Genomic DNA, 22,622 nt, shown 5'->3' with positions numbered 1-22,622 from the left:
GCGGTCATGAAAGCGTTGTCAGCCCTCGCTCCGGAAGTGCGGCAGTACCTGCTCGTGACGGGCAACTACTGGGCATTCACCCTCACCGACGGCGCCTTGCGCATGTTGGTGGTGCTGCATTTTCACGCGTTGGGCTACAGCCCACTACAAATCGCGGCGTTGTTTCTGTTCTACGAACTCTTTGGCGTGATCACCAACCTGGTGGGTGGCTACCTAGGCGCTCGGTTGGGGCTGAACCGAACCATGAACATCGGGCTGGGCATCCAGGTCGCGGCGCTGCTGATGCTGACGGTTCCGGTAGCCTGGCTGACCATCCCATGGGTGATGGGCGCTCAGGCGCTGTCGGGGATTGCCAAAGACCTTAACAAGATGAGTGCCAAAAGCTCCATCAAGCTTCTGGTCCCTGATGGGCAGCAGGGCAAGCTCTACCAGTGGGTGGCGATCCTCACCGGCTCGAAGAACGCACTCAAGGGTGTCGGCTTCTTTCTCGGCGGAGCCTTGCTGGCACTCATCGGCTTCAAAGGCGCCTTGCTGGCCATGGCGGGTGTCTTGGCGCTGATCTGGATCAGCAGCTTGATTCTGTTGAAGAAGGACTTGGGCAAAGCCAAAGCCAAGCCAAAGTTTCGCGACATTCTGTCCAAAAGCCGGGCGATCAATATCCTCTCAGCGGCGCGGATGTTCCTGTTCGGCGCCCGCGATGTCTGGTTTGTAGTGGCCTTGCCGGTGTACCTGAGCAGTGTCTTCGGCTGGGACTTCTGGAAGGTCGGTGGATTTCTGGCGGTCTGGGTGATTGGCTACGGCATCGTGCAGTCCTTCGCGCCCAACATCACTGGAAAGAAACGGGGGCACGTACCGGATGGTCGTGCGGCGTTTTTGTGGGCACTTGCACTGGCGGGCCTGCCCGCGGCCATTGCTCTCGCTCTGAACACCGGGCTGTCGCAACAGGTGGTGTTGCTCGGCGGACTGATGGTTTTTGGCGCTCTGTTTGCGGTGAACTCGTCGTTGCACAGCTACCTGATCGTGTCCTACGCCAAGGAAGATGGCGTGTCGCTGGATGTGGGTTTTTATTACATGTCCAACGCCATGGGACGGTTGATCGGCACGGTACTCTCCGGCTGGGTTTATCAGGTGTATGGGTTAGGCGCGTGCTTGTGGATATCGAGCGCCTTTGTGCTGCTCGCAGCACTGATTTCTATCGGGTTACCGAGGCATGCCGAGGCGATGTGAAGCCGCTCTGAAAGGCTTGCAGCCAATCGCTACCAGCAGCCAGGCATTTGAGGTAAGGCAGGCAAGTGTTGGAGGCAAGTCATGAACCGGTTCACAAGTGTCTTAACTGTTTCACCCGTTTTGCTCGCAGTGTTGCTAGGCAGTGGCTGCGATCAAAAAGAGTCATCCCCTAAGCAATCGTTTGAAATGGATAAAACGGTTGTTGGGACTTGGGCTGAAGGTGAATGGACCACCTCCGAATCTCAGAATCAGGCGCCCCTTGCCTTCAAGATTTCAGGGGAAAAGCTGATTCTGAGTGGGTGTTCCTTCTCCACCCAGAGCCTGCTAAGCCCAATTGAAAAACATGCGTACCTTGTACTCAAGCAAGAGGGCTCTTGTTCGGTAAGCCCAGTGCCTCACAGCATAACCCTGAACCGAAAAGGAAATTGTCAGGCACAGGTCGAGTTGTACGCCTCATTGTCGAGTGTCAACAAAGGTGTCCCGGAGCAGTCGGGTGTATACACCAAAGCGGGTTGTATTGATGCCTCGACTCAATGATCAATTGGAAAACGATCCATTTCTTGAACGGCAATGCGAGGGGCGTGGGGTATTCTGGTCGGCGTTGTGGATGCGAAACCTGTTCAGTCGATAACCGCCTGGTCACAACTGCTAGTCTTGAAAAGTACGTGCCTATCAACATTTGGTGGCTTGAAAGTCTTAGCGCCGCTGCTATAGGATAAAAACAGGAGATGGCATTCCTCCTTTAATCGCCTTCGTGCTGATGATGCCTACGTGAACCCTGGACAGGGTGCGTAGGTGTGTCCCTGTCCTCCAATTTAGGACAGGATCGTGACTTCAAATCTCATATCAGCCCCCTCTCGTACTGTGCGGTTATCAGCACCTCCTCGGCTAAATCAGCCCAGAGGAGACATGCAACCATGATGAAATCACTACTAGTTATCGCTATCGGCGCATCGCTTGGTGCCTGGTTACGTTGGCTCCTAGGTATAAAGCTAAACGCGTTGTTCCCGACAATTCCCCCTGGGACTGTGGTGGCAAACATGGTCGGGGGCTACATCATTGGCTTGGCCCTCGCATTCTTGGCCGCATCCCCCTCCCTAAGCCCTGAGTGGCGCCTGCTGATCATCACGGGGTTCTGTGGGGGGCTTACTACTATCTCCACGTTTTCAGCCGAAACAGTTGCCCTGATTCAGGAGGGCAGACTGCTCTGGGCGTTCGGCTCAATTTCATTACACGTCGTAGGCTCGTTGGTAATGACCGCTGCCGGGCTTTTGTCCTATCAAATGATTGGCACGCGCTGAGGAGATGAACATGAAAGGTTTTCTAGTGGTTTTCTTTACTCAACAGAATCGTCGCTATCAAGGGAAGATGCTCGGCGAATGGATTGTTGATTTGGCCAAAGAAATGGGCCTGCGTGGTGCGACCCTGTCTACGGGTATCGAGGGTTTTGGACACACCGGTAGGCTGCATTCCGCGCACTTTTTTGAGCTGGCGGATCAACCAACTCCCCAGTTCCAAGGGTTTGAAAATGACATTGGCGGGCAGCGCCCGCCCGGCATGGGCGGGTAGTAACCCGACGCCGAGTCCGGCGGAAACCAGCGCGAGCATCGTGGTGAATTTGGACTTGTTCGATTTTCAGTTGAGATATTCGATAACGCTTGGGCGCTGCCCTGATGGTCGTTTGGCATTTCTGGCTGCAGAACCGGTAGTTTTGCCCCTCATATTCCGTGCTGAACTGGCTGTCGTTACTGACGGTCATGCCACATACCGGATCATGGGAGCCGGTGAGTTGGGGTTCAGACTTCTGTAATGGGTCGTGCTCTGAACGAAGCTCAGGGGTGGGCATGAGCTAACTCCTGTTCGCATCCTTGGTTGAGGCTGAGGTTTCGCCGTGATGACGGTGACCACCGTGGTGGTGCCCGAAAAAATGCATCAGCGGGCACAACAGCAAAATCATGTAAGGCAGTAAGCCCAGCATATGGCCGTAGTGTTCTCTTGCCAGATAGAACAGCACGATCACCAGCAGCATGCCGAGTGCTATGCCGGGTTTGCTCCTCCAAAATGTTGGGGAGGTGTTAGCGGAATGTGGTGAATTCATCATGGTTCTGTACTCCTGAGGGAAGTGCTGTTAGTGATGCGTCGTATAGGTCAACGGGCGGCAGTTTTACCCTTGGCATATTGGCAAAGGTAAAACCGCCGTTGCATTGCCTACAGGCTTGTACGCGTCACTTGCTCATCGGCATCTTCATCATGCTCGATTGCTGATCCATCATTTTCATCATCATGTTCATCATTCCCATCTCCATGCCGTCTTTGTTGCCGGCCATGCCCATGCCATGACAGTTCTTATGCATCATGGCCATGCTGTCCTTCATCGTCTTCATGCTCTCCTGCATGGCGGCGTGTCGCTCGGCAGGGGTCTTGGCGGCGGCTGCCTTGTCATGTGCAGCCTGCATTTTTTGCATTTGCTCGGTCATGACATTGTTTTGCATCGGTGTAGCTGCTTCGCTTGTCTGGGCGGGCGTGGTCGGCGCCTGCTCCGGGTGATGCTCATCGACTGCCGAGGCCATGAGTGGGCTGCTCACGAGCAGGGTGGCGAGGATAAATTTCAATGAGGCATGCATGGCAATCTCCAAAGGGTGAGGACAACTCAGGTAATACCAAGCCGCACCGGGTTGGCGCAGTCAGACAGTGCGCCGAAGATCGGCGCGCAGAAGGTCGGATTAATCGTTGGAACGGACGAAAATCAAGCGGGCAGGCGGTCTGGCCGGTACAGGGCGCCGTAATGCAAGAAAGGCAAAAGCGGAGGGGTTGGCGGGATACGAAATCAGCAACGCCGGGATCAGGAACAGAAACGTCCAACTGGACAGGTTAAATATTTGAAGATGGAGCGAAGGACTTACAGCTATCGCCGCATCGGCGCAGTGCTGAAGGCAACCGAGGGCATGGGTGTCGTGGCTATCGTGATCTTGCGCGGTGTTCAGCGAGACATGAGTTGCCGGATTGTGGCTGGGCTGTACCAGACATCCCTGGGTCGCTGCCAGACCAAACGCTAACACCCACAGCACGATGGCGAGGCGTATGAACGTTGGTTGACGATGGCGAAACCAGAACATGGAGAATCTCCGGTACTGATTAGCGGGTTTTGATTTTTCAACATTACAGCACATCGAAGTGCCACGGTTGATCCACATCAATTTATGCAGCCGGGTGTCGGCTCTTGTGGTGTGGTCAAATTGTAAGGTCTACGTCGACCTTTCAAAGGTTTACCCCTCTTTGCCGTTCTTTACTAGCAGCTTGTGGGGCACCGCCTCTTCATTGCCCTTTTTATTAATGGTGAGTTGAGTGCAAGCGGTCGCAGTGACTGAAGCTGCTTTTTGAATCAAATAATCTGAGCTGACCTCAACTGATGACTATCAGACGCTCGCGGGGTTGGTCATGAGTTGGGGATAAGCTCAAGTGGCAGGAGTGGAGCATGACGGTTGTAGAGGTTGAAGAGTACCGGGTGAGGAGGGTGTTGTTGAGTTAAGAATAAATGTAGAAACGAAGGCCGCATTTGCGGCCTTGTTTTTTAGGGTGTTACTCGTGTGAATGGCCGTGCTCAGCGCTTTCGGAGGTTGCGCCTTTCTCTCCACCACCGCATGCCGTCATCAGACCAAGGAAGCAGATCAGGACCATCGAACGAATCAGCGTTGTTGGGGGGGGGCATGGGAAGACTCTTCAAAAATGGATGAAATAAATGGGCTGTGGTAAGGCTGAGCGCTGCATTTTCGGCAGTAAAACAGCCATCGCCGCTTCGAGTTACTGTTTGACGCTCAAGTAATCGCCGGTCGTTTTCAGTGAGATGGTCACATCGTTGTTGCTGCGATTACGCCAAAACCAGCCGTGGGTGCCGTCAAAAATGGCGGTGAATTCACCTTTATCACTTTTGACCTGCTTGCCCTTGTTGTAGCTGTGGAAGTAACCCTTTTCTCCGTTGTAGGGCTCGCCATGCGTGTCGTAGTTCACAGGCCCACCAACCGCTGTCCATTCATAGCTAACAGTCTTGTTCTTCAGCACTTCCAGTTTGATTTCTGTCCCTTCACCTGGCTTGAGCGTGACGGTCATTTGATTGGTCTTCAAAGCTGGGGCAGTTGCCGCCGCTGGTTGGGTCGCAGGTAACGCAGCAGGTTGTATTTGCGCAATCTGCGGAGCTGGAGCTGGAGCTGGAGCTATTGCTTGCGGCGGCGCTGCATCTGCCAGCGCCTCTTGCGCGAGGATGATCTTCAACTCGCCCATTTGGGTCAGACCCAGTGCGCGGCCCACGCCTGTAGGATCAACGGCATATTCCGAAGGCATGACCACGGTTACCAGCAGGCCGATCGCAGTCAGCAGTGCAATGACAGTCGAGCGCACCAGTTTGCGAGTGCTGGGCAATTCATTAACAGTTGGAAGCGGAGTATTGAACATGGTCAGAATTCCTTACGCGGAGACAAATAGGCCGGTGATCTGGTAACCCATCAGGAGGAAACCGGCACTCATCATGGCGACGTTGACGGTATAGGCGTGGCGCCAGAAACTGCCGGTGCGCCGCCAATACCCCATCAGAATGAGAATCGCGCTGAGGGCCAGCAATTGGCCGATCTCGACACCAACGTTGAAGGCGACCAGGTTCGGAATCAGGCCGTCAGGCGAGATTTCGTACTCCTGGATCTTGGTGGCCAAACCGAAACCATGGAGCAGACCGAAGATCAGCGTGGCCACCTTGGTGTTGGGTTGGAAACCGAACCAGCGCTGGAATGCGCCCAGATTATCGAGCGCCTTGTACACCACCGAAAAACCGATGATGGCGTCGATGATGTAAGAACTGATGCTGATCTCAGTCAGTACACCCAGCAGCAGCGTGACCGAGTGGCCTATGGCGAATAGCGTGACGTAGAGCCCAACATCTTTCAGGCGGTAGAGGAAGAAGATCACCCCGAACAGAAACAGCAAGTGGTCGTAGCCCGTCATCATGTGCTTGGCGCCCATGTAGATGAAGGGCAGCAACATGACGCCGGAGCTTTCCTGGATGAATCCCTTGTCACCTTCGGCGACGGCATGAGCCATCGCCTCGGGCATTGCAAGGAAAAGTGATGCGACAAATAAAAACAGCAGCGGTAGCAGGCGACGCGAAGGCGCAGTAAATGCGTCAACGCCGCTCATCGAGTGCGAATACATAGATCAATCCTACGTTGCAGGAATCAAAGGCCGCAGTGCGGCCATGGTCAGGATGCGAACGAAGGACGGGGCGGCCGCTCGATCAAGAAAATCGGCGGGCGGGGAACGGAATAGCGTGGTGCATCGACTTGCATAGAGAGCTTCGGTTGCGCGGCCAAACTCAACGCGGAAGTGAGCTGTGGCGTTTCGTGCTGATGGTCAGGGGTCAACGGGGAGTGATAGTGATCCGAGCAGCTCGCACACGACATCTCGGCTTGCTCTTCATGGGAGTGATAGGCGTCTTGTGCGATCTCCCAGGCAGGCGGTTTCGTCGTTACCGACAACGTATAGGTATGCCCAGCCCAGGCCACAAACATGGCGAGAACAAGTGCGAATACCACTGTCGTTGTCAGGGATCTGTTGAGCATAGTGTCCGGGGTTCTAACTCGTTTGTTGTGGCCGCAATACGTTTGACCATATCCCCCTAGGGGGGATAGGATGCCAGCGTAATTCATTGAGGCCTGAGGCTCAAGTCATGAGTGAACAAGAACACGAACATAGCCATCCCCACACCCACCAAAGTCACGAGGCGATCATCAAGCGCCTCAAGCGGGCGGATGGCCATTTACGCGGCATCATCACCATGATTGAAGAAGGTCGTCAGTGCGTCGATATTGCTCAGCAGCTGCATGCAGTGGAAAAGGCGGTGTGCCAAGCCAAACGCACGCTCATCCAGGATCACATTGATCATTGCCTGGAGGACACCGTCTCGGCGTTGAACAATGGCGAGCGCGCACCACTGGAAGCCTTCAAGCAAATCACCAAGTATCTCTAGGTCTGAAATGCCCAGCTTCGCTGAACTGCTGCAACAGGGCAGGGCACATGCCTGTCTTGTTAGCGATCAAGAGGTCTGGTGTTCTTTGGTTGCTACCAGCGGTTTTATGTCTGCTGGGCAGCACTCGTAGCGGCATCGTAACCAGGGCATTGGGTTTGGAAGTCTATTCATCTCTGGTCTTAAGCGCTGCGTTCGTTGCGCCGCTGATCAGACTCTGGCCTCTGTGTCAGACGTTCACCTACACGTTTTGGCCTGTGCGGCAGTGGGGCTAAAGATTCTATTCGGGCCATCTTGTCGCTCTGCAAGCTTTACGGTTTCTGGTCTGAGGTTTGGCAAATCTTTGAAACTAAAGACCCCTCAACTTGGCCAGCGGCGATGCTGATCGTCGATCACATAGGGGTGTTCGTGATCTGCACCATCTTGGCCGTCGAGGTGAATGTGATCATCCGGCAGGTTCTCATGGGTGTGTTTGATCGACTCTTGGTCATGAGCTGGACGCCAGATCACTATACTGACCGCCAATGCGCTACCAGCCACGACAACGAGCCCAACAAACGAGGCCGTGAGGCTGATATTGGCACCCAGCCATCCCGCCAATGGGTAGGTAATCAACCAGCAGGCATGGGATAGCGCAAATTGGGCGGCAAACAGCGCCGGGCGATCTTCGGCATGTGCTGAGCGACGCAACAGCCGACCGCTTGGGGTCTGAGCCAAGGAATAGCCCACGCCCAGTACCATCCACAGCGGCAGCAGGAAGTTGTAGGTGCTCAGGTTGATGCCAACGGCCAAACCTGCAACCAGTATTCCTCCACCAAACAGCATGGCCGTTCGGTCTTTGATGTTTTCCAACAGGCGTGGCAAGGCCAGGGCCGCGATCATGGAGCCACCACCAAACGCGGCCAGCGCCAATGCCGTAGAACTCTGAGGCAGAGCGAAGCGCGACTGCACCAGCACCACCGTATTGACGATGACCATGGCACTGGCAGCAGCTACTGTCAGATTAAGAGCCAGCAGCCCCCGTAGGCGAGGGGTGGCCAGGAATATGCGCATGCCACGGGTAGTTCGTTCGTAGATGCTGCGTCGTGGCGTCGGCTTCGCCTTTGGCAGCAGTACTGTGGCGACCAGGGCCGCTGAAGCGAGGAAACCGATGACAGTGCCGGCGAACAGGTTATGGAAGCTGATAACGGTCAGCAACGCGGCGGCGAGCATAGGGCTGGCGACACTTTCAAGATCATAGGCGAGACGTGATAGCGACAAGGCGCGGGTATAGTCGTCTTCATCCGGCAGGATGTCTGGAATGGTTGCCTGAAATGTCGGTGTGAACGCCGCCGAGGCTGACTGGAGAACAAAAATCAGCACGTAGATCTGCCAGACTTCCGTCACAAACGGCAGAGCGAGCGCGACCAGTGCTCGCACCAGATCCAGCGAGACCAGCATCGCTCGACGGGGTAGACGTTCAGCAAAAGCCGCTGCGATTGGTGCAACGGCAATGTAGGCCGTCATTTTGATCGCCAGCGCTGTACCGAGGACAGCACCTGCTTGGGCGCCCGCAAGGTCGAACGCCAGCAGGCCCAGCGCGACAGTGGCGAGTCCAGTCCCTACGAGCGCGATTACTTGGGCGAGAAAGAGATGACGGTAGGTTCGGCTGGCTAGGATTTTCAGCATGGAAGATCTCAGGTGGCGACGTGCGTGACCAGGCGGTTACCTAACTTTTCACGAAGAGACGCAATCAGCTGGTTTCGTCTCTGTTCAGTGCGAATATCCCCCCAGGGGGGATATGGTTCGATCCTAAATCATAGTCCATGGCAGCTCAAGAAATAGGTGCTACGCCATCTATCGAATTACTGAAGTGCGGGCCCGCCCGCCGGCTTGTATTGGTTCTGCACGGCGAGGCGACGGGCTCAATGTTTCGATTGCAGCATTCAAATGCTGCGACGCTGCCGGTCGGATGTATTCCCTCCCTGGCTTGTATGGCTTGTTGGAACGTGTGATCATACTTTCATTATAGGTAGGGGGGGTATGGTATGGGTCATGTGAGATCGAGCAAAGACAATCTTCTTAAGCGTGTAAAGCGAATCGCTGGGCAAATCCAGGCGATTGAGCGAGCACTCGACTCTGATGATGACTGCTCGAAAACCTTGCTATTGGTCGCTTCGACCCGTGGCGCGATCAATGGGCTGATGGATGAAATCATTGAAGACCACGCTCGTGAACATGTCGCGAATCCGACACTCAGCAACGAAGAAAGAGCGAAAGGCGTCGATGAGCTGCTCGAAGCCATTCGCCGCTATTCCAAATAGGATTTGCCCAGATGAGTAATTCGTACGCCGACTATTCCCACGACCATATGTTCCTGGGGAAATCACATGAAGAAAACGCTAAGCGAACGTTGTGGGTGGTGGCTCTGACCGTCGTAATGATGGTTGCTGAAATCACCGCAGGTTATCTCACTGGCTCCATGGCGTTGCTTGCCGATGGTTTTCACATGGCAACGCACGCTGGAGCACTTGGCATAGCCGCAGCTGCTTACGGTTACGCAAAAAGACATGCCTCAAGTGCTCGCTACAGTTTTGGAACTGGCAAGGTGGGAGACTTGGGTGGCTTCGCCTCTGCTCTGATTTTGGGACTGGTCTCCTTGGGAATTGCTGGAGAATCGCTATTCCGTCTCTTTCAACCGACTCAAGTGCAATTCGGGACAGCGACTCTTATCGCAGTTGTCGGATTAGCAGTGAATGTCGTGAGCGCGCTTTTGCTTTCTGGCGGACATGATCATCACCATGGGCATGGCCACGATCAATCTCACCATGCACATGGTCACGACAATAATTTGCGCTCTGCTTACGTTCACGTCATTGCAGATGCCCTGACCTCGGTTCTGGCCATCGCTGCTCTGCTTGCTGGCCGATACCTTGGTTGGGTATGGCTCGACCCTGCAATGGGGATTTTGGGTGCAATTGTCATTGCACGCTGGGCTTGGTCGTTGATGCGGGTGACTGCGGGTGTATTGCTCGACCAGACAGATGATCATGTCGCCCAAGAAATTCGTGAACTGGTTGAAACGCCTGGAGATGCTTCGATCATTGATCTTCATGTCTGGCAGGTAGGGCCTCAGGCCCGAGCCGCGATTGTGAGTGTTCTGGGCAGCCCCGCAGTGAATGCCGAAGACATACGAGAACGGCTTGCTACGGTTCATGAAGTCACGCATCTGACTGTTGAATACCGCACGAAGCTGGGAGCTGACTCACCGGTACAAGTCTCCGTTCCGGCATAGAAATGAACGCATAGTCGACTGAAATGAAAATAAGGATCGAGATATGCTTGTGAGCAAACGGGATCAGGCGCAAATCGAACGTCGTCTGATTGCTGCCCTGACCAAGACCTGCGAGACGGCCAAAGCGGAGATAGTAGGCTTCTCTTGGTTGACTCACGATGTGGGTTACGCGCGATTTCCCTCCAGTCTGATGGTTGTTTGGGTCTTCGACACCGATGCCAACAGGGATGTGGTGCTTGCCAATGGGCAAGACAAGCGGATGCTCGAATTGACGACCCTGGCATTAAGTGAAGCGAATGTTCACGTCAGTCAGGTGTCGGCCAACGTGCATTTCGATACTGAAGAGCAATGTCAGCGGTCGAATGCCGGTGACTGGCGGCAGCGTTTAACACGTACACGATCCACGCGGAGTTAAACCATGGCCAAGGACATCGAAAACCCATGTATTTCCGTTTGCCAGCTGAACAGCGAACTATGTTTGAGCTGCGGTCGCACCAAGGAAGACATCAGAAAATGGAAGCGGATGAAGCGTCCAGAAAAGATGGCCGCTGTACAACGTGCGACCCAGCGCCTGAAAAGCTTGCAAAAAAAAACACAATTGAACGCCGCAGTTTAGGCCACAGTTGTACTGCGTCCTCCCTTGTTGCTGTCCTCGGCCCCCTTACGACTTCTTCTACTGCTTGAACACGTAATGGAAAAAGCATTTCTCGCTGCATGGCCATGGTGGACGGTAGCCATGCAGTGTTAGATGGACAGGGCCAGATTAATTGCCGGGGTATTCAGCAAGGACCTGATCCGCGCCGGCTTTGGTCAGGCCGATTATCTGATAAGCATCACGTTTTCCGTTGACTTCCATGCCTGGAGATCCAACTGGCATGCCAGGAACGGCGATCCCAAGAAGGTCGTCACGTTTGCTCATCGCAATGATTTGCTCGGCGGGCACGTGACCTTCAACAAACTTTCCATTGATCATTGCTGTGTGGCAGGACGAGAGTCGTGGAGCAACACCGAGATCCTGCTTGACCGCGCTCATGTTGGTTTCTACATGATCAACGACGGTGAAGCCGTTAGCTTCAAGGTGCTGGATCCACTTCTTGCAGCATCCACAGTTAGCGTCACGATGGACGTCGATCGTCAGCGACTCTGCTGCATGACCAGCTGAACTGATAAACAGAGCCGCGTATGCAGCGAGGCGAAGTGCTCGACCGGGACGAAGAAAGTTATTTCGCATGGGTATGCTCCTTCCCATCAGCGTGGGTATGAGTTTTTGGCTGAACGGCCGGAGTTGCAGGAGCGTCATGTGAAGCCTCCACAACCTGAGGATGGGCGTGTTCGGTACTTTCATCCTGAGAAGGCGCTGAGGCCGCCTCATGGGCATGGGCGCTGTTTCTCTCGCCATGATGGTCGCCTGCTTCGGCTATCTCTTCGGCTGCACCCGCATCATGATGCCCAGCGGCAGCCCCTTTTTGGCCCTCATGCTGGCCTTCATGGTTATGCATTTTGCTCTCGCCGCCACCGTGTTGATGACCATCGCTGCTGGTTGCTAGAGCGTTGTATTGCTCTGCATCCAATGAAGGCAACTGCTGGAGAAAAGCGACCATTCCCCAGATGTAGGGATCGGCCATGCTTTTACCCCAAGCGGGCATGCCTGTGGATTTGATTCCATGCTTGATGATCCAGAAAGCTGCGGCAGGGTTTCCATCAACGCCCAGTTTTGAAAGATTCGGAGGTGCAGGGTAAAGGCTATTACTTAACTCGGTTCCTGCAATACCCGGAGCCAGATGGCAACCGATGCACATAGCGTTGTAGTTGCCAGCACCTGCGCGGATGAGAGCTTCTTCGCTCAGGTCGGGGACTTTAATATCGCGTGAGCGCACAGCAATCGAGCGATCCCGAGCAGTGGAAAGAAGTGAGTGAACGGGGCCGAAATGCGGATCATCCGCCCCAACATTGATCACACCAAAATACACCACGCCGGCACCTACTATTGCGGCGACCACCCCGGCAGCAGTCAATGTTTTCAATGTTCTTTTCATGTCAGGCCCTCAAAACCACATCCGAATACCGGCGACAAATCGCGCCTCGTTCGCATCCTCTCCTTCATCGCTGGCCAGGTCTGCCGTATTGCCGTATGAGCGGCTCCAGCTAACCCCAATGTAAGGGGCAAATTGGCGAACAATCTCATAGCGCAATCGGAGCCCTACTTCGGTGTTTGCCAATCCAGACCCAATGCCGCGCTGAGGATCATTTTTTCCGTAAAAATTGGCTTCGGCCGTCGGCTGCAAGATCAGGCGATTGGTCAGCAGAATGTCGTAGTCGCCTTCCAATCGAGCAGCGGTTTGACCGTTCTCACCGATGTAGGCAGTCGCTTCGGCTTCAAAGTTATAGAGGGCCATGCCCTGAATACCGAGCGCTCCCCAAGTCTGTGGTGAACCGGGCTTGAAGTCTTGTCGTACGCCGGTGACGACATCCCACCATGGACCGATGGAGTGCCCCCAAAGTGCTGAGAGTTCAGCGTTTTCCGTTACGCCATTGGTACGTTCGCCTTCCGAGCGCAACCACAGTCGGTCAACGTCACCGCCGATCCATCCTTTTGCATCCCAGGCCAATGCACTACCGTTGTCAGCATCCTGATACTCAAACTTATCCAGCAGCATGAAGGAGTTGACCTTCTTGTCGTGAACCCCATGACCAGCCACATCTGGAAAGGCGGCAGCACGGTCAGTGTCGGTCAGTACAGGGATTGGAGTTCGGCTGGTGGTAGCCCCTCCATCCATACTTTCCATTCCGTCCATTTGCCCGTCACCCATACTCATCTTGCTGTGATCCATAGCCCCCATCTTGCTATGGTCCATAGCTCCCATTGAGCCGTGGTCCATCTTGGAGTGATCCATCTCTTCAGCGGCGTGAGCCACGACAAAGAAAGCAGGACTGGTAGAGACTGCCAGTGCCATCAACGTTGGGCGTAGAAACTTACTGGTCATGATCTCAATCTGCCTTTTTGGTTTTTTGGTCATGATCCATCGACTCATGGCTCATCTTGCTGTGGTCCATTGACCCGTGATCGGGCTTTGACTCGTTTGTCGTAGTTGCAGGCTTGTTCGTTGTTTTTGCAGGAGTAGCAGGTGAATGATCACTACTATCTTCGACTGCCAGCGCCACGGACGAGAGTTCACCCATCAAGCCGACGGCAAAGAGGCAACCGACCAGCGATTTACGATTTAGGTATGTGCTCACAGATCGTCTCCTTTACTCATCAACCCGTACTTCTCGGAACATGCCCATTTCCATATGGAAAAGCAGGTGGCAGTGATAAGCCCAGCGACCTAAGGCATCAGCGGTAACTCGATAGCTGCGCTTGGTACCTGGTGGCATGTCGATTGTGTGCTTGCGCACCATGAACTTGCCGTTCTCATCCTCAAGGTCGCTCCACATGCCGTGAAGGTGGATGGGATGGGTCATCATGGTGTCGTTCACCAGGGTGATGCGAAGACGCTCCCCATACTTCAGACGAAGCGGCTCGGCGTCAGAAAATTTGATGCCGTTGAAGGACCACGAAAATTTCTCCATGTGACCGGTCAGATGAAGCTCAATGGTGCGATTGGGTTCGCGACCGTCAGGGTCTTGGAACGTGCTTTTCAGGTCTGAGTAGGTGAGTACTCGACGACCATTGTTCCGCAAGCCGATGCCTGGATCGTTTAGCTTGGGCGTTGGGTTCATGGCTTGCATATCAACCAAGGGGTTGTTGGTTTCGGACGCTGGGTGAGTCTGCATTTCGCCCCCCATACCGCCCATTCCTGCCATCTTGCTGTGGTCCATGCCGGCCATGTTGGACATGTCGCCTTTGTCCATTCCCGCCATCTTGCTGTGGTCCATGCCGGCCATGTTGGACATGTCGCCTTTGTCCATTCCCGCCATCTTGCTGTGGTCCATACCGGCCATGTTGGACATGTCGCCTTTGTCCTTGCCCGACATCTTGCTGTGGTCCATGCCGGCCATGTTAGTCATGTCACCGCTGTCCATGCCGGTCATCCCGGTCATGTCACTTTGGTCCATTCCCGCCATCTTGCTGTGGTCCATGCCAGCCATGCCTGACATGTCACCTTGTTTCATATCGCCGCCGCCCATACCAGCCATGCTGCCATGGTCCATGCCCGCCATACCGCCCATACCCATGTCATCCATGGTCAAAAGCGGCCGAGGATCGATCGCCGGTATCTGTGCCTTTAATCCTTCGCGAACTGCCAAGGTTCCACGTGCAAAACCGGTTCTATCCATGGACTGGGCGAAGATTGTGTAAGCCTCTTCGCTGGCAGGTTCTACGATCACGTCATACGTTTCTGCCACGGCGATGCGAAACTCATCGACGCTGACTGGTTTGACATGTTGGCCGTCAGCCGCCACCACGGTCATTTTCAAACCGGGGATGCGGACGTCGAAATAGCTCATAGCTGAGCCGTTGATAAAGCGCAGGCGCAGCTTTTCACCCGGTTTGAAAATACCGGTCCAGTTACCGTTAGGGGCCTGGCCATTCATGAGATAGGTGTAAGTATCCCCACTGACGTCTGCGAGATCAGTGGGGTTCATTTTCATTTCAGCCCACATCTTCCGATCGGCCACGGCAGCAGACCAACCTTGCTTGCTGACGTCGTCGATAAAGTCACCCACGGTACGTTTGTGGTGGTTGTAGTAGTCCGATTGCTTCTTGAGCTTGGCCATGACGCGACTAGGATCTTCATCGGTCCAGTCAGTCAACATCACCACATAGTCGCGGTTGTATTGAAAAGGCTCAGGCTCTTTCGAGTCGATGACGATTGGACCGTAAACGCCTGCCTGCTCCTGCAAACCAGAGTGGCTGTGGTACCAGTACGTACCGTTCTGATGCACCTTGAATTTGTACTCGTACATGCCATCGGGCGCGATGCCATGGAAACTCAAACCCGGCACACCGTCCATGTTGGCGGGCAGAATGATCCCGTGCCAATGAATGGAGGTGTCTTGGTCTAGGCGATTTTTCACACGCAGTGTGACCGTCTCGCCTTCGCGCCAGCGCAGCAAAGGTCCGGGCAACGAACCATTGATGGTCATGGCTGTACGCGGCGAGCCAGTTATGTTTACAGGGGTTTCACCAATAAACAGATCAAATTCGTTACCGGTGAGAACGCTCGGCAGACCAGGACTGGTCACTGCCCATACAGGAGTGCGCCACAGACCAAGGCCGCCGAGAATGCCACCAGCGGCCAGGCCTTTAACGAATGTCCGCCTAGAGGTTTTGGAATGCATGCCGTTTATGTCCGATCAGTCAAAAGGGAAGCCGTGCGAAACAACCAATGAGTTGCTCAAACAGGTGAAGGCACTCTTTCGGGGGGGTGTAATGAGCCCGAATGAGCTCGCTCGCCGTCACTAAAAACGAGTTCTTACGGCAAGCGAGCTTAGAAATTGCCACATTTGAACCACCACAGTGATTACATTTCTGTCAGCTTGGGAACGCAGCAAGCTATTCAGCAATTCTTGTGGTCCATCGCTTTGGCTTGGCTTTCTGCGATGGGAGGTTGGGTGCTTTGCTTTTGGGCTACTTGATACGATTCCATTGAATTATTCCTAGCCGCTTCCATACGTGCGAACGCCCGGTCACCACCGCCTTCAGCCATTGCCAAAGAAGAGACGGTCAGGGCTGCGATGACGAACAAAGTTTTGATGGGGTTCATTTGAATTTCCTCTGATGAGTATTGGTAATCCCCCGGATCCACATCAAGTGATGATTCTTAGGGGAGAGCTTAAGGCTCAATAGGACTATAAGACTCATCCCCTGTCAGGAGCCTTAGGTGAATATTACAGTTGTGTCAGGTTGCGATATTTCTCTTGAGGAACACGCTATTTAATCCGTAAGTTTTCGATCTTCCAGCGTCACACCGCTATTTACTGAGTATCAGTTTGAGGTGCGTAACTTTGTAAGTTTCCGTTAATTTTCAAGGTGAAGACTTTTTTAGTTTCTTCACTGGAACTGCATATGTGAACCTGGATGCACCGTGTCAACACTTAAGTGTTCGATGTTCATGGGGAATAGTAGCGCTGCTGAGGGTGATTGAGTGTGAGTATTAATTTTGAGAAAGCGCTTGGCTCCGCAGAAAGGGCGTTAATTTATCGTAGTCAAAGAGCTGAGATCCTGAGTGACAATATCACAAACGCTGATACGCCGAACTTCAAGGCCCGAGATTTAGATTTTTCTACTGTGCTTGCAAGCCAGACAAAAAAACACCTGCTACTCCGTTTTCTTTGAAAGCAACAAATGAAAAACACATTGCCGGAAAAGAATCAGCAAGTGATATTTATGGAGGTGATTTGCTTTACAGCACACCGGCTCAACCTGCCATTGATCAAAATACTGTCGATCAGCAGATCGAGGTCGCAAAGTACGCAGAAAATGGAATACGTTTCGACGCCGCTTTTACTCGGTTGAATGGAGCATTCAAAGGTTTGCTCAAAGCTCTGCGAGGTGATTAGCAGCGCAGGGGCTTGCGAGCGGTAATTGTGGCCGACGCGGCTGCTTCGGTACTCCCTGAGGGTTCACCAAGGGGAGCCCTCTGCATACGGGGCTCTGACCAGGGGCAGGTGTCAGCATTCAAGCGCTGATCTGGGAAGGAAAACCTAACGCCTCGACAGCTTTACGAATCTGCTCTGGGCTTTCGCTGCTTTCAACACTCACCTTACTGGCTGACCGGTCCACGGAAACCGTAGCTTCGTTGTCCAGTGACTGAATCGCTTTGGTGATTTTGCTGACGCAACTGCCGCATCCAATGCCTGATACATCTAAGACGAACATGGTTATTCCTCTCGTGCTGAGCGGTCTCTTTTCACCGCACCGACAGCATCAACGTTCACACGATAGTAAGGTCAACAGTTATCTGTTTCGAGTTGCAAGCGTCATTGATGGATAATTGCACAGACGTGACCACCCGTTTGCATTTGACCTGACCAACCATTTGCATCGTATTCGACCAGTACGCTTCTTGGCCATGGCCGGCAGAGAACGGCCAGAAGCAATGGGATGTCTATAAAAAACGGGGCAATTCACTCGCCTTGCAGGCCAGCGATAGATAAATGGTGGCTGCCGGGGTGCATCGGACATCCGCCGCGCTGGTCGCGGCTCGAAGTCCATCGTTGATCGAGTACAGCCAAGGCGCGGGAGGTCTGCGATAATGACGACCACAGCGGCGCGATGGCATATCGAGGGCTCGTGCCAGCATCCGGCATCCGGCAGGTTTGGAGGACTCCATGCGTGACATTATTGACGGCTTTCTGCGCTTTCAGCGCGAGGTTTATCCGCAACGCGTCGAGCTTTTTAGGCAGCTCGCGACGACACAAAATCCGAAGGTGTTGTTCGTCACCTGCTCGGACAGTCGTGTTGTACCTGAACTCCTTACACAGCGCGAACCGGGCGAGCTGTTCGTAATTCGCAACGCCGGTAACATTGTGCCGTCGTATGGTCCCGAACCGGGCGGCGTCTCGGCTACCGTCGAATATGCGGTCGCAGTGCTGGGCGTACAGGACATCGTGATCTGCGGCCACTCGGACTGCGGAGCGATGGGCGCGATTTCACGCTGCACGTGTCTGGACCATCTTCCGGCGGTCGCTAACTGGCTACGTCACTCGGACGCCGCGAAAGCGATTAACGGGGCGCATGAGTTCGACACGCCTCGCGCGAAGCTCGACGGCCTCGTGCGCGAAAACGTGATCGCGCAACTGGCGAATCTGCGTACGCACCCATCGGTGGCACTCGCGCTCGAGCAGGGGCGTATGAATCTGCACGGCTGGGTCTACGACATCGAGGCGGGTTGCATCGATGCGCTTGATGGGGCGACACGACAATTCGTTTCACTTGCTGATTCGCCGACCACCGTTGCGATCGCTGCCCGCAATGGCAGACAGATGTAATGGCGACAGACAAGTGAGGTTGGTCGCATTACTTCCGGAATGTTTTCGCCCCAGCTAAGGTCAGCGAAACGGCATTGTCTCTACCGGGCAAGTTTCGGAGCGGATCAGCCGTTGGAATGACTGCTCGACGGGACTGGCGAACGACCGGAACTGGCCGTTATGAGTCCCTCAGCTTTGATGTCTGGTTGGTCAAATCCTCTGCAATCGGTGGTCAGTCAAATGCAAATGACTGGTCAGGTCGTATGCAAACGCATGGCAAGTGCGCTGCAATTTCGCAATTGAAGCTCAGTCAATTCGGGTATTCCTCAGTCTCAATGCATTGAAAACTACAGATGCAGAACTGACGCTCATGGCTATGGCAGCGATCATCGGCGACAGGAGATGCCCAGTCAGTGGATAGAGCAGGCCTGCGGCTAGAGGGATACCCATCGAGTTGTAAAGAAAGGCGAAACCTAAGTTTTGCCGCATGTTTTTTACTGTTGCGACCGAAAGAGCCCTTGCTCGTAAAATCCCCATCAGGTCGCCTTTTACCAGCGTGAGTTGCGCGCTATTCATCGCAACGTCAGTCCCTGTCCCCATGGCAATGCCCACATCTGCTCGCGCCAGGGCCGGAGCATCGTTGATACCGTCACCAGCCATAGCGACCTTCCGGCCGTATTGCTGGAGGTCTGCGACCAGACGCTCCTTATCCTGAGGTTTCACTTCACCGTGGACTTCTTCAATCCCCATCTCCCTGGCGACAGCCCGAGCGGTGGTGAGCCCGTCGCCAGTAGCCATGATGATTTTGATGTCGTCAGCCTTGAGCTTGGTGACTGCTTCTTTGGAGGTCGGCTTAATTGGATCTGATACTGCCAACAACCCTGCCAATACCCCGTCGACTGCGAGGTAGATGATGCTGATGCCATCAAGACGCAAAAGCTCTGCACGCTCTTGTAAGGGCTTGGTCCTCACGCCTGCGGCTTCCATTAACGCGGTGTTCCCCAGCTGGATCTTCTTGCCATCAACAATGCCACTGACCCCGATACCTGAACCAGACTCAAAGGATTCTGGTTTGATGAGCTTAATGTTCTCGGTTCGGGCGTGATCGACGATTGCATGAGCCAAGGGATGTTCGCTGCCCTGATCAAGGCTGGCAGCCAGCTGAAGAACATCGTGGGGATTGAAACTGGGTGTGGCCTCCACACTGTGAAACACTGGCCGTCCCTCTGTCAGGGTGCCTGTCTTATCGACAATCAGCGTGTCGATCTTGCAAAGGTTTTCGATGGCACTGGCATCCCTGAACAGCACGCCCATGCTGGCTGCTTTGCCTGTCGAAACCATGATCGACATGGGCGTAGCAAGACCCAACGCACAGGGACAAGCGATGATCAGCACGGCGACAGCGTTGATCAGACCAAACACCCAACTGGGCTCAGGGCCAAAAAGCCCCCAACCGACAAATGTCAGTATCGCAATCGCGATAACACCCATCACAAAGTAGCCGGCAATCGAGTCGGCCATTCGTTGCATTGGTGCTTTGGAGCGCTGAGCCCGAGCGACCATCTGTACGATCTGTGACAGCATAGTCTCGGCGCCGACCTTCTGCGCCTCCATTACCAAGCTCCCATGTGTATTCAGCGTGGCGCCGATCAGGCTATCTCCAGCTCTCTTCATTAGCGGAACTGGCTCGCCAGTGAGCATGGACTCATCCACCGCACTTTCACCCTCTATTACTGAACCATCAACGGGTACCTTTTCACCTGGTCTGACCCGCAAGTGGTCTCCTAGGTGAACATGGGTGAGAGGAATGTCTTCCTCCTGGCCATCGGCATTGATCCGGCGTGCGGTTTTGGGCGACAGGCCGAGTAGGGACTTAATGGCGGCGGAAGTTTGCGATCGGGCTTTGAGCTCAAGAATCTGCCCAAGCAAGGTGAGCGAGATGATGACCGCGGCGGCTTCGAAGTAGACGCCGATACGTCCATCTTGCATGAAGGTGGCGGGAAAGCTTTGGGGTAAGAGCGTTGCCATGACGCTGTAAAGGTAAGCTGCGGCGGTACCCAAACCAATCAAAGTCCACATGTTTGGACTGCGATTTCTAATAGAGGCTATGCCCCTTACAAAAAAGGGCCAACCTGCCCATAAAGTCACCGGTGTCGCCAGAGCGAACTCGATCCAGTTTTGGATCGAGCCATGGAGGAGTTGTAACGAGTGTCCCGCCATAGCGAGCACGGTCACTATCACGGTTAATGGCAGCGACCACCAAAAGCGGCGGGCGAAATCCCGGAGTTCAGGATTTTCTTCTTCATCGAGCGCGGGCATGACCGGCTCTAATGTCATGCCACATTTAGGGCAGTTGCCGGGTCTGGGCTGGCGTATTTCCGGGTGCATCGGACAGGTAAACTCAGTGCCTGTTTGTACCGCAGACTCTGGAGTGGTGACGCGGGATTCGGCGCTCGAAACATTACCGCTGAAGCGTTCAGGATCAGCTCGAAACTTCTCCTGGCATTTCAGGCTACAAAATTGATATGTCTGTCCCTGATAAGACTCACCAAATTTACTTGATGAAGTGACTGCCATTCCGCACACCGGGTCACGTAGATCATCGTCATTGAGCGGAGCAGCATGGGCGTGACTGTGGTCGTGGTGGCTCGATATGGTAGGCATGGCTATTTCCCTTTTTCGTCCTTGTGGGTTGCTGCCTGATCGCCATGGCTATGTCCGCCATGTCCATGTCCAAAAAAATGCATCAATGGACAGATCAACAGAATCAGATAAGGCCAAAATGGATAAACGTGGCTGAAATGCTCCCGCAACACGTAGAAGGCACCAATCGCAATGAGCATGATTAGTAAAACGCCTGTTTTGCGCCTCCAAAATGGTGCGGTGGTGTTTCCATCCGGATGCTGATGGTTATTCATGATCTAAACCCCACTGTGCGAGCGTTGCTGTGATCTCTGCGACAGAGCGTAGCTAACTCGTGCGTCGAAGCGGTGTTAGCAGCCAGTTCCGGCTTACTTCAGGTCAAACGGACCAACCATCCCTGACTGATAATGCCCCGGCACGTTGCAGGCAAACTGAAGGCCTGTGCTGTTGTTGAAGGTCCAGATCAGCTCTTGGGTTGCGCCAGGCTCAATCAGGACGCTGTTCGGGTCGTTGTGCTCCATTCCGACCATCTTCATTCCACCCATGCTGTGGCTCATACCGCTCATCGTTTTCCCGGTACCGGTGGGGTTAAGCGTCCCGTTCTGGAACATGCTTGCCATTTCTTTTTGGTGTGCTGCATGAGCAGCGGCTTTGCCGATGTTGAACTCGTGCAGCAGCGAACCCTCATTGCGAAGTACAAATCGAATAGTTTCACCAGGCTTTACGTCGATGCTTTCAGGTTTGAAGAAAACATCGCCCATCTCGACGTCCACCGTACGGGTAACCTCAGAGGCGACTCCGGGCTGGCCGATGTCCTCTTTTCCATGCCCTGCGCTGGCCATAGCCGTAGCACCGAAGAGTAGAGTGATTACTGCGATGACAGGGGAAACGAGATTAGCTTTCATAGTGACCTCGAGAGTAAGAGTGGGAGCACTGGCTATGCTAAAGACACGGAGCTGCCAGTTAACTGACCTGAACACTACATTTCTGTCAGTTTTCAAAAAAACACGGCGTTCAGGTGACGCCGTGTTAATCAGCTCTAACCAAGAAATGCGTCGAGCACTTATTACTGATGGCACTCTGAAAGCATCAATTTGTGCTCGCGCTGCATTTGGCTCAAAACGTCATCGACGATTTTGTCGTGCTTTTCCATCCAGGCGAGGTGCTGCTGAGGTGGCATTGATGCGTCTGGATGATCTTTATGGAGTTGGCTCATGATGTCGCCGAGCATCTTCATATGCTCGGCCATGTGGACATGACGCTGTCCTTCAGGGGCTTTTTCAGCTTGAATCAGTACGGCTTCAGCCCTGTCGCGCAGGCCTTCCATACGCTCTATCACCCGGTCTCCGCCACTTTCAGCCCATACAGAAGCTGAGACGAGTATCGAGCTCACAAAAAACAGCATTTTCAGGCGATTCATGGGGCAACTCCTTATGGAATTGTTTTCCGGCTCCCAAACGTTTCATGCTGAAGAGTCGGTCGAGCACCAGGAAGTACTCATGCTTGAACCCTAGACAGCGCTCGCTGACATCTACCTGAAGCCAATATTACTTT

General features: G+C 54.0%; 26 protein-coding genes, 5 pseudogenes and 1 riboswitch. Of the genes and pseudogenes, 12 read left to right on the top strand and 19 right to left on the bottom strand.

Annotated features, from left to right (window positions below; all coding sequences use genetic code 11):
- Window positions 1–6: 6 nt before the first annotated feature.
- The 4 genes and pseudogenes from arsJ to HBO05_RS11880 form a co-directional block, all read left to right on the top strand.
- Window positions 7–1,227, top strand: coding sequence for an organoarsenical effux MFS transporter ArsJ (gene arsJ / locus HBO05_RS11895; RefSeq protein ID WP_048377483.1), 1,221 nt, complete (start codon window positions 7–9; stop codon window positions 1,225–1,227).
- An 81-nt stretch (window positions 1,228–1,308) separates the two neighbouring features.
- Window positions 1,309–1,764, top strand: a complete 456-nt coding sequence (locus HBO05_RS11890) for a hypothetical protein (protein WP_048377482.1) — start codon at window positions 1,309–1,311, stop codon at window positions 1,762–1,764.
- Between the two features lie 178 nt (window positions 1,765–1,942).
- Window positions 1,943–2,004: riboswitch (Fluoride riboswitch) on the top strand.
- Window positions 2,005–2,144: 140 nt separating this feature from the next.
- Window positions 2,145–2,528: a fluoride efflux transporter CrcB gene (gene crcB / locus HBO05_RS11885; RefSeq protein ID WP_048377481.1), complete on the top strand. Its 384-nt coding sequence runs from the start codon at window positions 2,145–2,147 to the stop codon at window positions 2,526–2,528.
- Window positions 2,529–2,538: 10 nt separating this feature from the next.
- A pseudogene (locus HBO05_RS11880) lies at window positions 2,539–2,733 on the top strand (DUF190 domain-containing protein); the annotation flags it as partial.
- Here HBO05_RS11880 and HBO05_RS29265 read toward each other — a convergent pair.
- The 5 genes and pseudogenes from HBO05_RS29265 to HBO05_RS11860 all read right to left on the bottom strand — a co-directional run.
- Window positions 2,734–2,847: pseudogene (locus tag HBO05_RS29265) on the bottom strand (LysR family transcriptional regulator); the annotation flags it as partial.
- Between the two features lie 43 nt (window positions 2,848–2,890).
- Window positions 2,891–3,073: pseudogene (locus HBO05_RS11875) on the bottom strand (YHS domain-containing protein); the annotation flags it as partial.
- A 3-nt stretch (window positions 3,074–3,076) separates the two neighbouring features.
- Window positions 3,077–3,328 carry a DUF2933 domain-containing protein gene (locus tag HBO05_RS11870; RefSeq protein WP_048377480.1) on the bottom strand — a complete coding sequence of 84 codons (252 nt, stop codon included), beginning with the start codon at window positions 3,326–3,328 and terminating at the stop codon, window positions 3,077–3,079.
- Window positions 3,329–3,452: 124 nt separating this feature from the next.
- Entirely contained in the window at window positions 3,453–3,851 is a 399-nt protein-coding gene (locus tag HBO05_RS11865; RefSeq protein WP_048377479.1) for a hypothetical protein, read from the bottom strand.
- Between the two features lie 99 nt (window positions 3,852–3,950).
- The gene (locus HBO05_RS11860) at window positions 3,951–4,343 is read right to left on the bottom strand and encodes a hypothetical protein (RefSeq protein WP_048377478.1); all 393 of its coding nucleotides are present in this window, start codon (window positions 4,341–4,343) and stop codon (window positions 3,951–3,953) included.
- Between the two features lie 286 nt (window positions 4,344–4,629).
- On the opposite strand from HBO05_RS11860, the pseudogene HBO05_RS29260 reads away from it, so the two are divergent.
- Window positions 4,630–4,756, top strand: a pseudogene (locus tag HBO05_RS29260) (hypothetical protein); the annotation flags it as partial.
- Between the two features lie 272 nt (window positions 4,757–5,028).
- Here the strand turns inward: HBO05_RS29260 and HBO05_RS11855 are convergent.
- Together HBO05_RS11855 and HBO05_RS11850 are read right to left on the bottom strand one after the other, a co-directional pair.
- Window positions 5,029–5,676 (bottom strand): hypothetical protein, encoded by a 648-nt coding sequence (locus tag HBO05_RS11855; protein ID WP_048377477.1) that lies wholly within the window; start codon window positions 5,674–5,676, stop codon window positions 5,029–5,031.
- 12 nt (window positions 5,677–5,688) lie between these two features.
- Window positions 5,689–6,426, bottom strand: coding sequence for a HupE/UreJ family protein (locus HBO05_RS11850; RefSeq protein WP_048377476.1), 738 nt, complete (start codon window positions 6,424–6,426; stop codon window positions 5,689–5,691).
- Window positions 6,427–6,940: 514 nt separating this feature from the next.
- Here HBO05_RS11850 and HBO05_RS11845 point away from each other — a divergent pair.
- Complete coding sequence (locus HBO05_RS11845; protein WP_048377475.1) at window positions 6,941–7,240, top strand: metal-sensing transcriptional repressor; 300 nt, start codon at window positions 6,941–6,943, stop codon at window positions 7,238–7,240.
- Window positions 7,241–7,597: 357 nt separating this feature from the next.
- On the opposite strand, the gene HBO05_RS11840 is transcribed toward HBO05_RS11845, so the two are convergent.
- Window positions 7,598–8,905 carry an MFS transporter gene (locus HBO05_RS11840; RefSeq protein ID WP_048377474.1) on the bottom strand — a complete coding sequence of 436 codons (1,308 nt, stop codon included), beginning with the start codon at window positions 8,903–8,905 and terminating at the stop codon, window positions 7,598–7,600.
- 359 nt (window positions 8,906–9,264) lie between these two features.
- Between HBO05_RS11840 and HBO05_RS11835 the strand changes: the two genes are divergently transcribed.
- The 4 genes from HBO05_RS11835 to HBO05_RS11820 are packed head-to-tail and all read left to right on the top strand — an operon-like array spanning window position 9,265 to window position 11,127.
- Entirely contained in the window at window positions 9,265–9,540 is a 276-nt protein-coding gene (locus HBO05_RS11835; RefSeq protein ID WP_028621219.1) for a metal/formaldehyde-sensitive transcriptional repressor, read from the top strand.
- Window positions 9,541–9,551: 11 nt separating this feature from the next.
- Window positions 9,552–10,511: a CDF family Co(II)/Ni(II) efflux transporter DmeF gene (gene dmeF / locus HBO05_RS11830; protein WP_048377473.1), complete on the top strand. Its 960-nt coding sequence runs from the start codon at window positions 9,552–9,554 to the stop codon at window positions 10,509–10,511.
- A gap of 43 nt (window positions 10,512–10,554) precedes the next feature.
- Window positions 10,555–10,926: a hypothetical protein gene (locus HBO05_RS11825; RefSeq protein WP_048377472.1), complete on the top strand. Its 372-nt coding sequence runs from the start codon at window positions 10,555–10,557 to the stop codon at window positions 10,924–10,926.
- Window positions 10,927–10,929: 3 nt separating this feature from the next.
- Window positions 10,930–11,127, top strand: a complete 198-nt coding sequence (locus tag HBO05_RS11820; RefSeq protein WP_048377471.1) for a DUF1289 domain-containing protein — start codon at window positions 10,930–10,932, stop codon at window positions 11,125–11,127.
- A 147-nt stretch (window positions 11,128–11,274) separates the two neighbouring features.
- Here the strand turns inward: HBO05_RS11820 and HBO05_RS11815 are convergent, their stop codons facing one another.
- The 6 genes from HBO05_RS11815 to HBO05_RS11790 form a co-directional block, all read right to left on the bottom strand.
- Window positions 11,275–11,742, bottom strand: a complete 468-nt coding sequence (locus tag HBO05_RS11815; RefSeq protein ID WP_048377500.1) for a DUF411 domain-containing protein — start codon at window positions 11,740–11,742, stop codon at window positions 11,275–11,277.
- Complete coding sequence (locus HBO05_RS11810) at window positions 11,732–12,547, bottom strand: cytochrome c (protein ID WP_082149907.1); 816 nt, start codon at window positions 12,545–12,547, stop codon at window positions 11,732–11,734. Before HBO05_RS11810 ends, HBO05_RS11815 begins: the two co-directional genes overlap by 11 nt.
- Window positions 12,548–12,556: 9 nt before the next feature.
- Entirely contained in the window at window positions 12,557–13,528 is a 972-nt protein-coding gene (locus HBO05_RS11805) for a copper resistance protein B (RefSeq protein WP_048377470.1), read from the bottom strand.
- Window positions 13,500–13,748, bottom strand: coding sequence for a hypothetical protein (locus HBO05_RS11800; RefSeq protein WP_175441898.1), 249 nt, complete (start codon window positions 13,746–13,748; stop codon window positions 13,500–13,502). The genes HBO05_RS11805 and HBO05_RS11800 overlap by 29 nt, the downstream gene beginning before the upstream one ends.
- A gap of 12 nt (window positions 13,749–13,760) precedes the next feature.
- Window positions 13,761–15,794: a copper resistance system multicopper oxidase gene (locus tag HBO05_RS11795; protein WP_070414634.1), complete on the bottom strand. Its 2,034-nt coding sequence runs from the start codon at window positions 15,792–15,794 to the stop codon at window positions 13,761–13,763.
- A 218-nt stretch (window positions 15,795–16,012) separates the two neighbouring features.
- Window positions 16,013–16,219, bottom strand: a complete 207-nt coding sequence (locus HBO05_RS11790; RefSeq protein ID WP_046056971.1) for a co-regulatory protein PtrA N-terminal domain-containing protein — start codon at window positions 16,217–16,219, stop codon at window positions 16,013–16,015.
- A 383-nt stretch (window positions 16,220–16,602) separates the two neighbouring features.
- On the opposite strand from HBO05_RS11790, the pseudogene flgB reads away from it, so the two are divergent.
- Window positions 16,603–17,015, top strand: a pseudogene (flgB, locus tag HBO05_RS11785) (flagellar basal body rod protein FlgB).
- A gap of 118 nt (window positions 17,016–17,133) precedes the next feature.
- Here flgB and HBO05_RS11780 read toward each other — a convergent pair.
- Complete coding sequence (locus HBO05_RS11780) at window positions 17,134–17,334, bottom strand: heavy-metal-associated domain-containing protein (RefSeq protein WP_048377469.1); 201 nt, start codon at window positions 17,332–17,334, stop codon at window positions 17,134–17,136.
- 452 nt (window positions 17,335–17,786) lie between these two features.
- Here HBO05_RS11780 and HBO05_RS11775 point away from each other — a divergent pair, with 452 nt between their 5' ends.
- On the top strand, window positions 17,787–18,446 hold the full coding sequence (locus HBO05_RS11775) for a carbonic anhydrase (protein WP_048377468.1): 660 nt from the start codon (window positions 17,787–17,789) through the stop codon (window positions 18,444–18,446).
- A 285-nt stretch (window positions 18,447–18,731) separates the two neighbouring features.
- Here the strand turns inward: HBO05_RS11775 and HBO05_RS11770 are convergent, their stop codons facing one another.
- The 4 genes from HBO05_RS11770 to HBO05_RS11755 form a co-directional block, all read right to left on the bottom strand.
- Complete coding sequence (locus HBO05_RS11770; RefSeq protein ID WP_082149906.1) at window positions 18,732–21,089, bottom strand: heavy metal translocating P-type ATPase; 2,358 nt, start codon at window positions 21,087–21,089, stop codon at window positions 18,732–18,734.
- 2 nt (window positions 21,090–21,091) lie between these two features.
- A complete protein-coding gene (locus tag HBO05_RS11765) occupies window positions 21,092–21,343 on the bottom strand; it encodes a DUF2933 domain-containing protein (RefSeq protein WP_082149905.1) in 252 nt (83 codons plus the stop codon).
- Window positions 21,344–21,436: 93 nt separating this feature from the next.
- Window positions 21,437–21,973 (bottom strand): plastocyanin/azurin family copper-binding protein, encoded by a 537-nt coding sequence (locus HBO05_RS11760; RefSeq protein ID WP_048377466.1) that lies wholly within the window; start codon window positions 21,971–21,973, stop codon window positions 21,437–21,439.
- 161 nt (window positions 21,974–22,134) lie between these two features.
- Complete coding sequence (locus HBO05_RS11755) at window positions 22,135–22,488, bottom strand: co-regulatory protein PtrA N-terminal domain-containing protein (protein ID WP_048377465.1); 354 nt, start codon at window positions 22,486–22,488, stop codon at window positions 22,135–22,137.
- Window positions 22,489–22,622 lie beyond the last annotated feature (134 nt).

Source organism: Pseudomonas sp. WS 5079 (genome assembly GCF_012985465.1).
GTDB lineage: Bacteria > Pseudomonadota > Gammaproteobacteria > Pseudomonadales > Pseudomonadaceae > Aquipseudomonas.
This window is presented reverse-complemented; position numbering and strand designations above follow the sequence as displayed.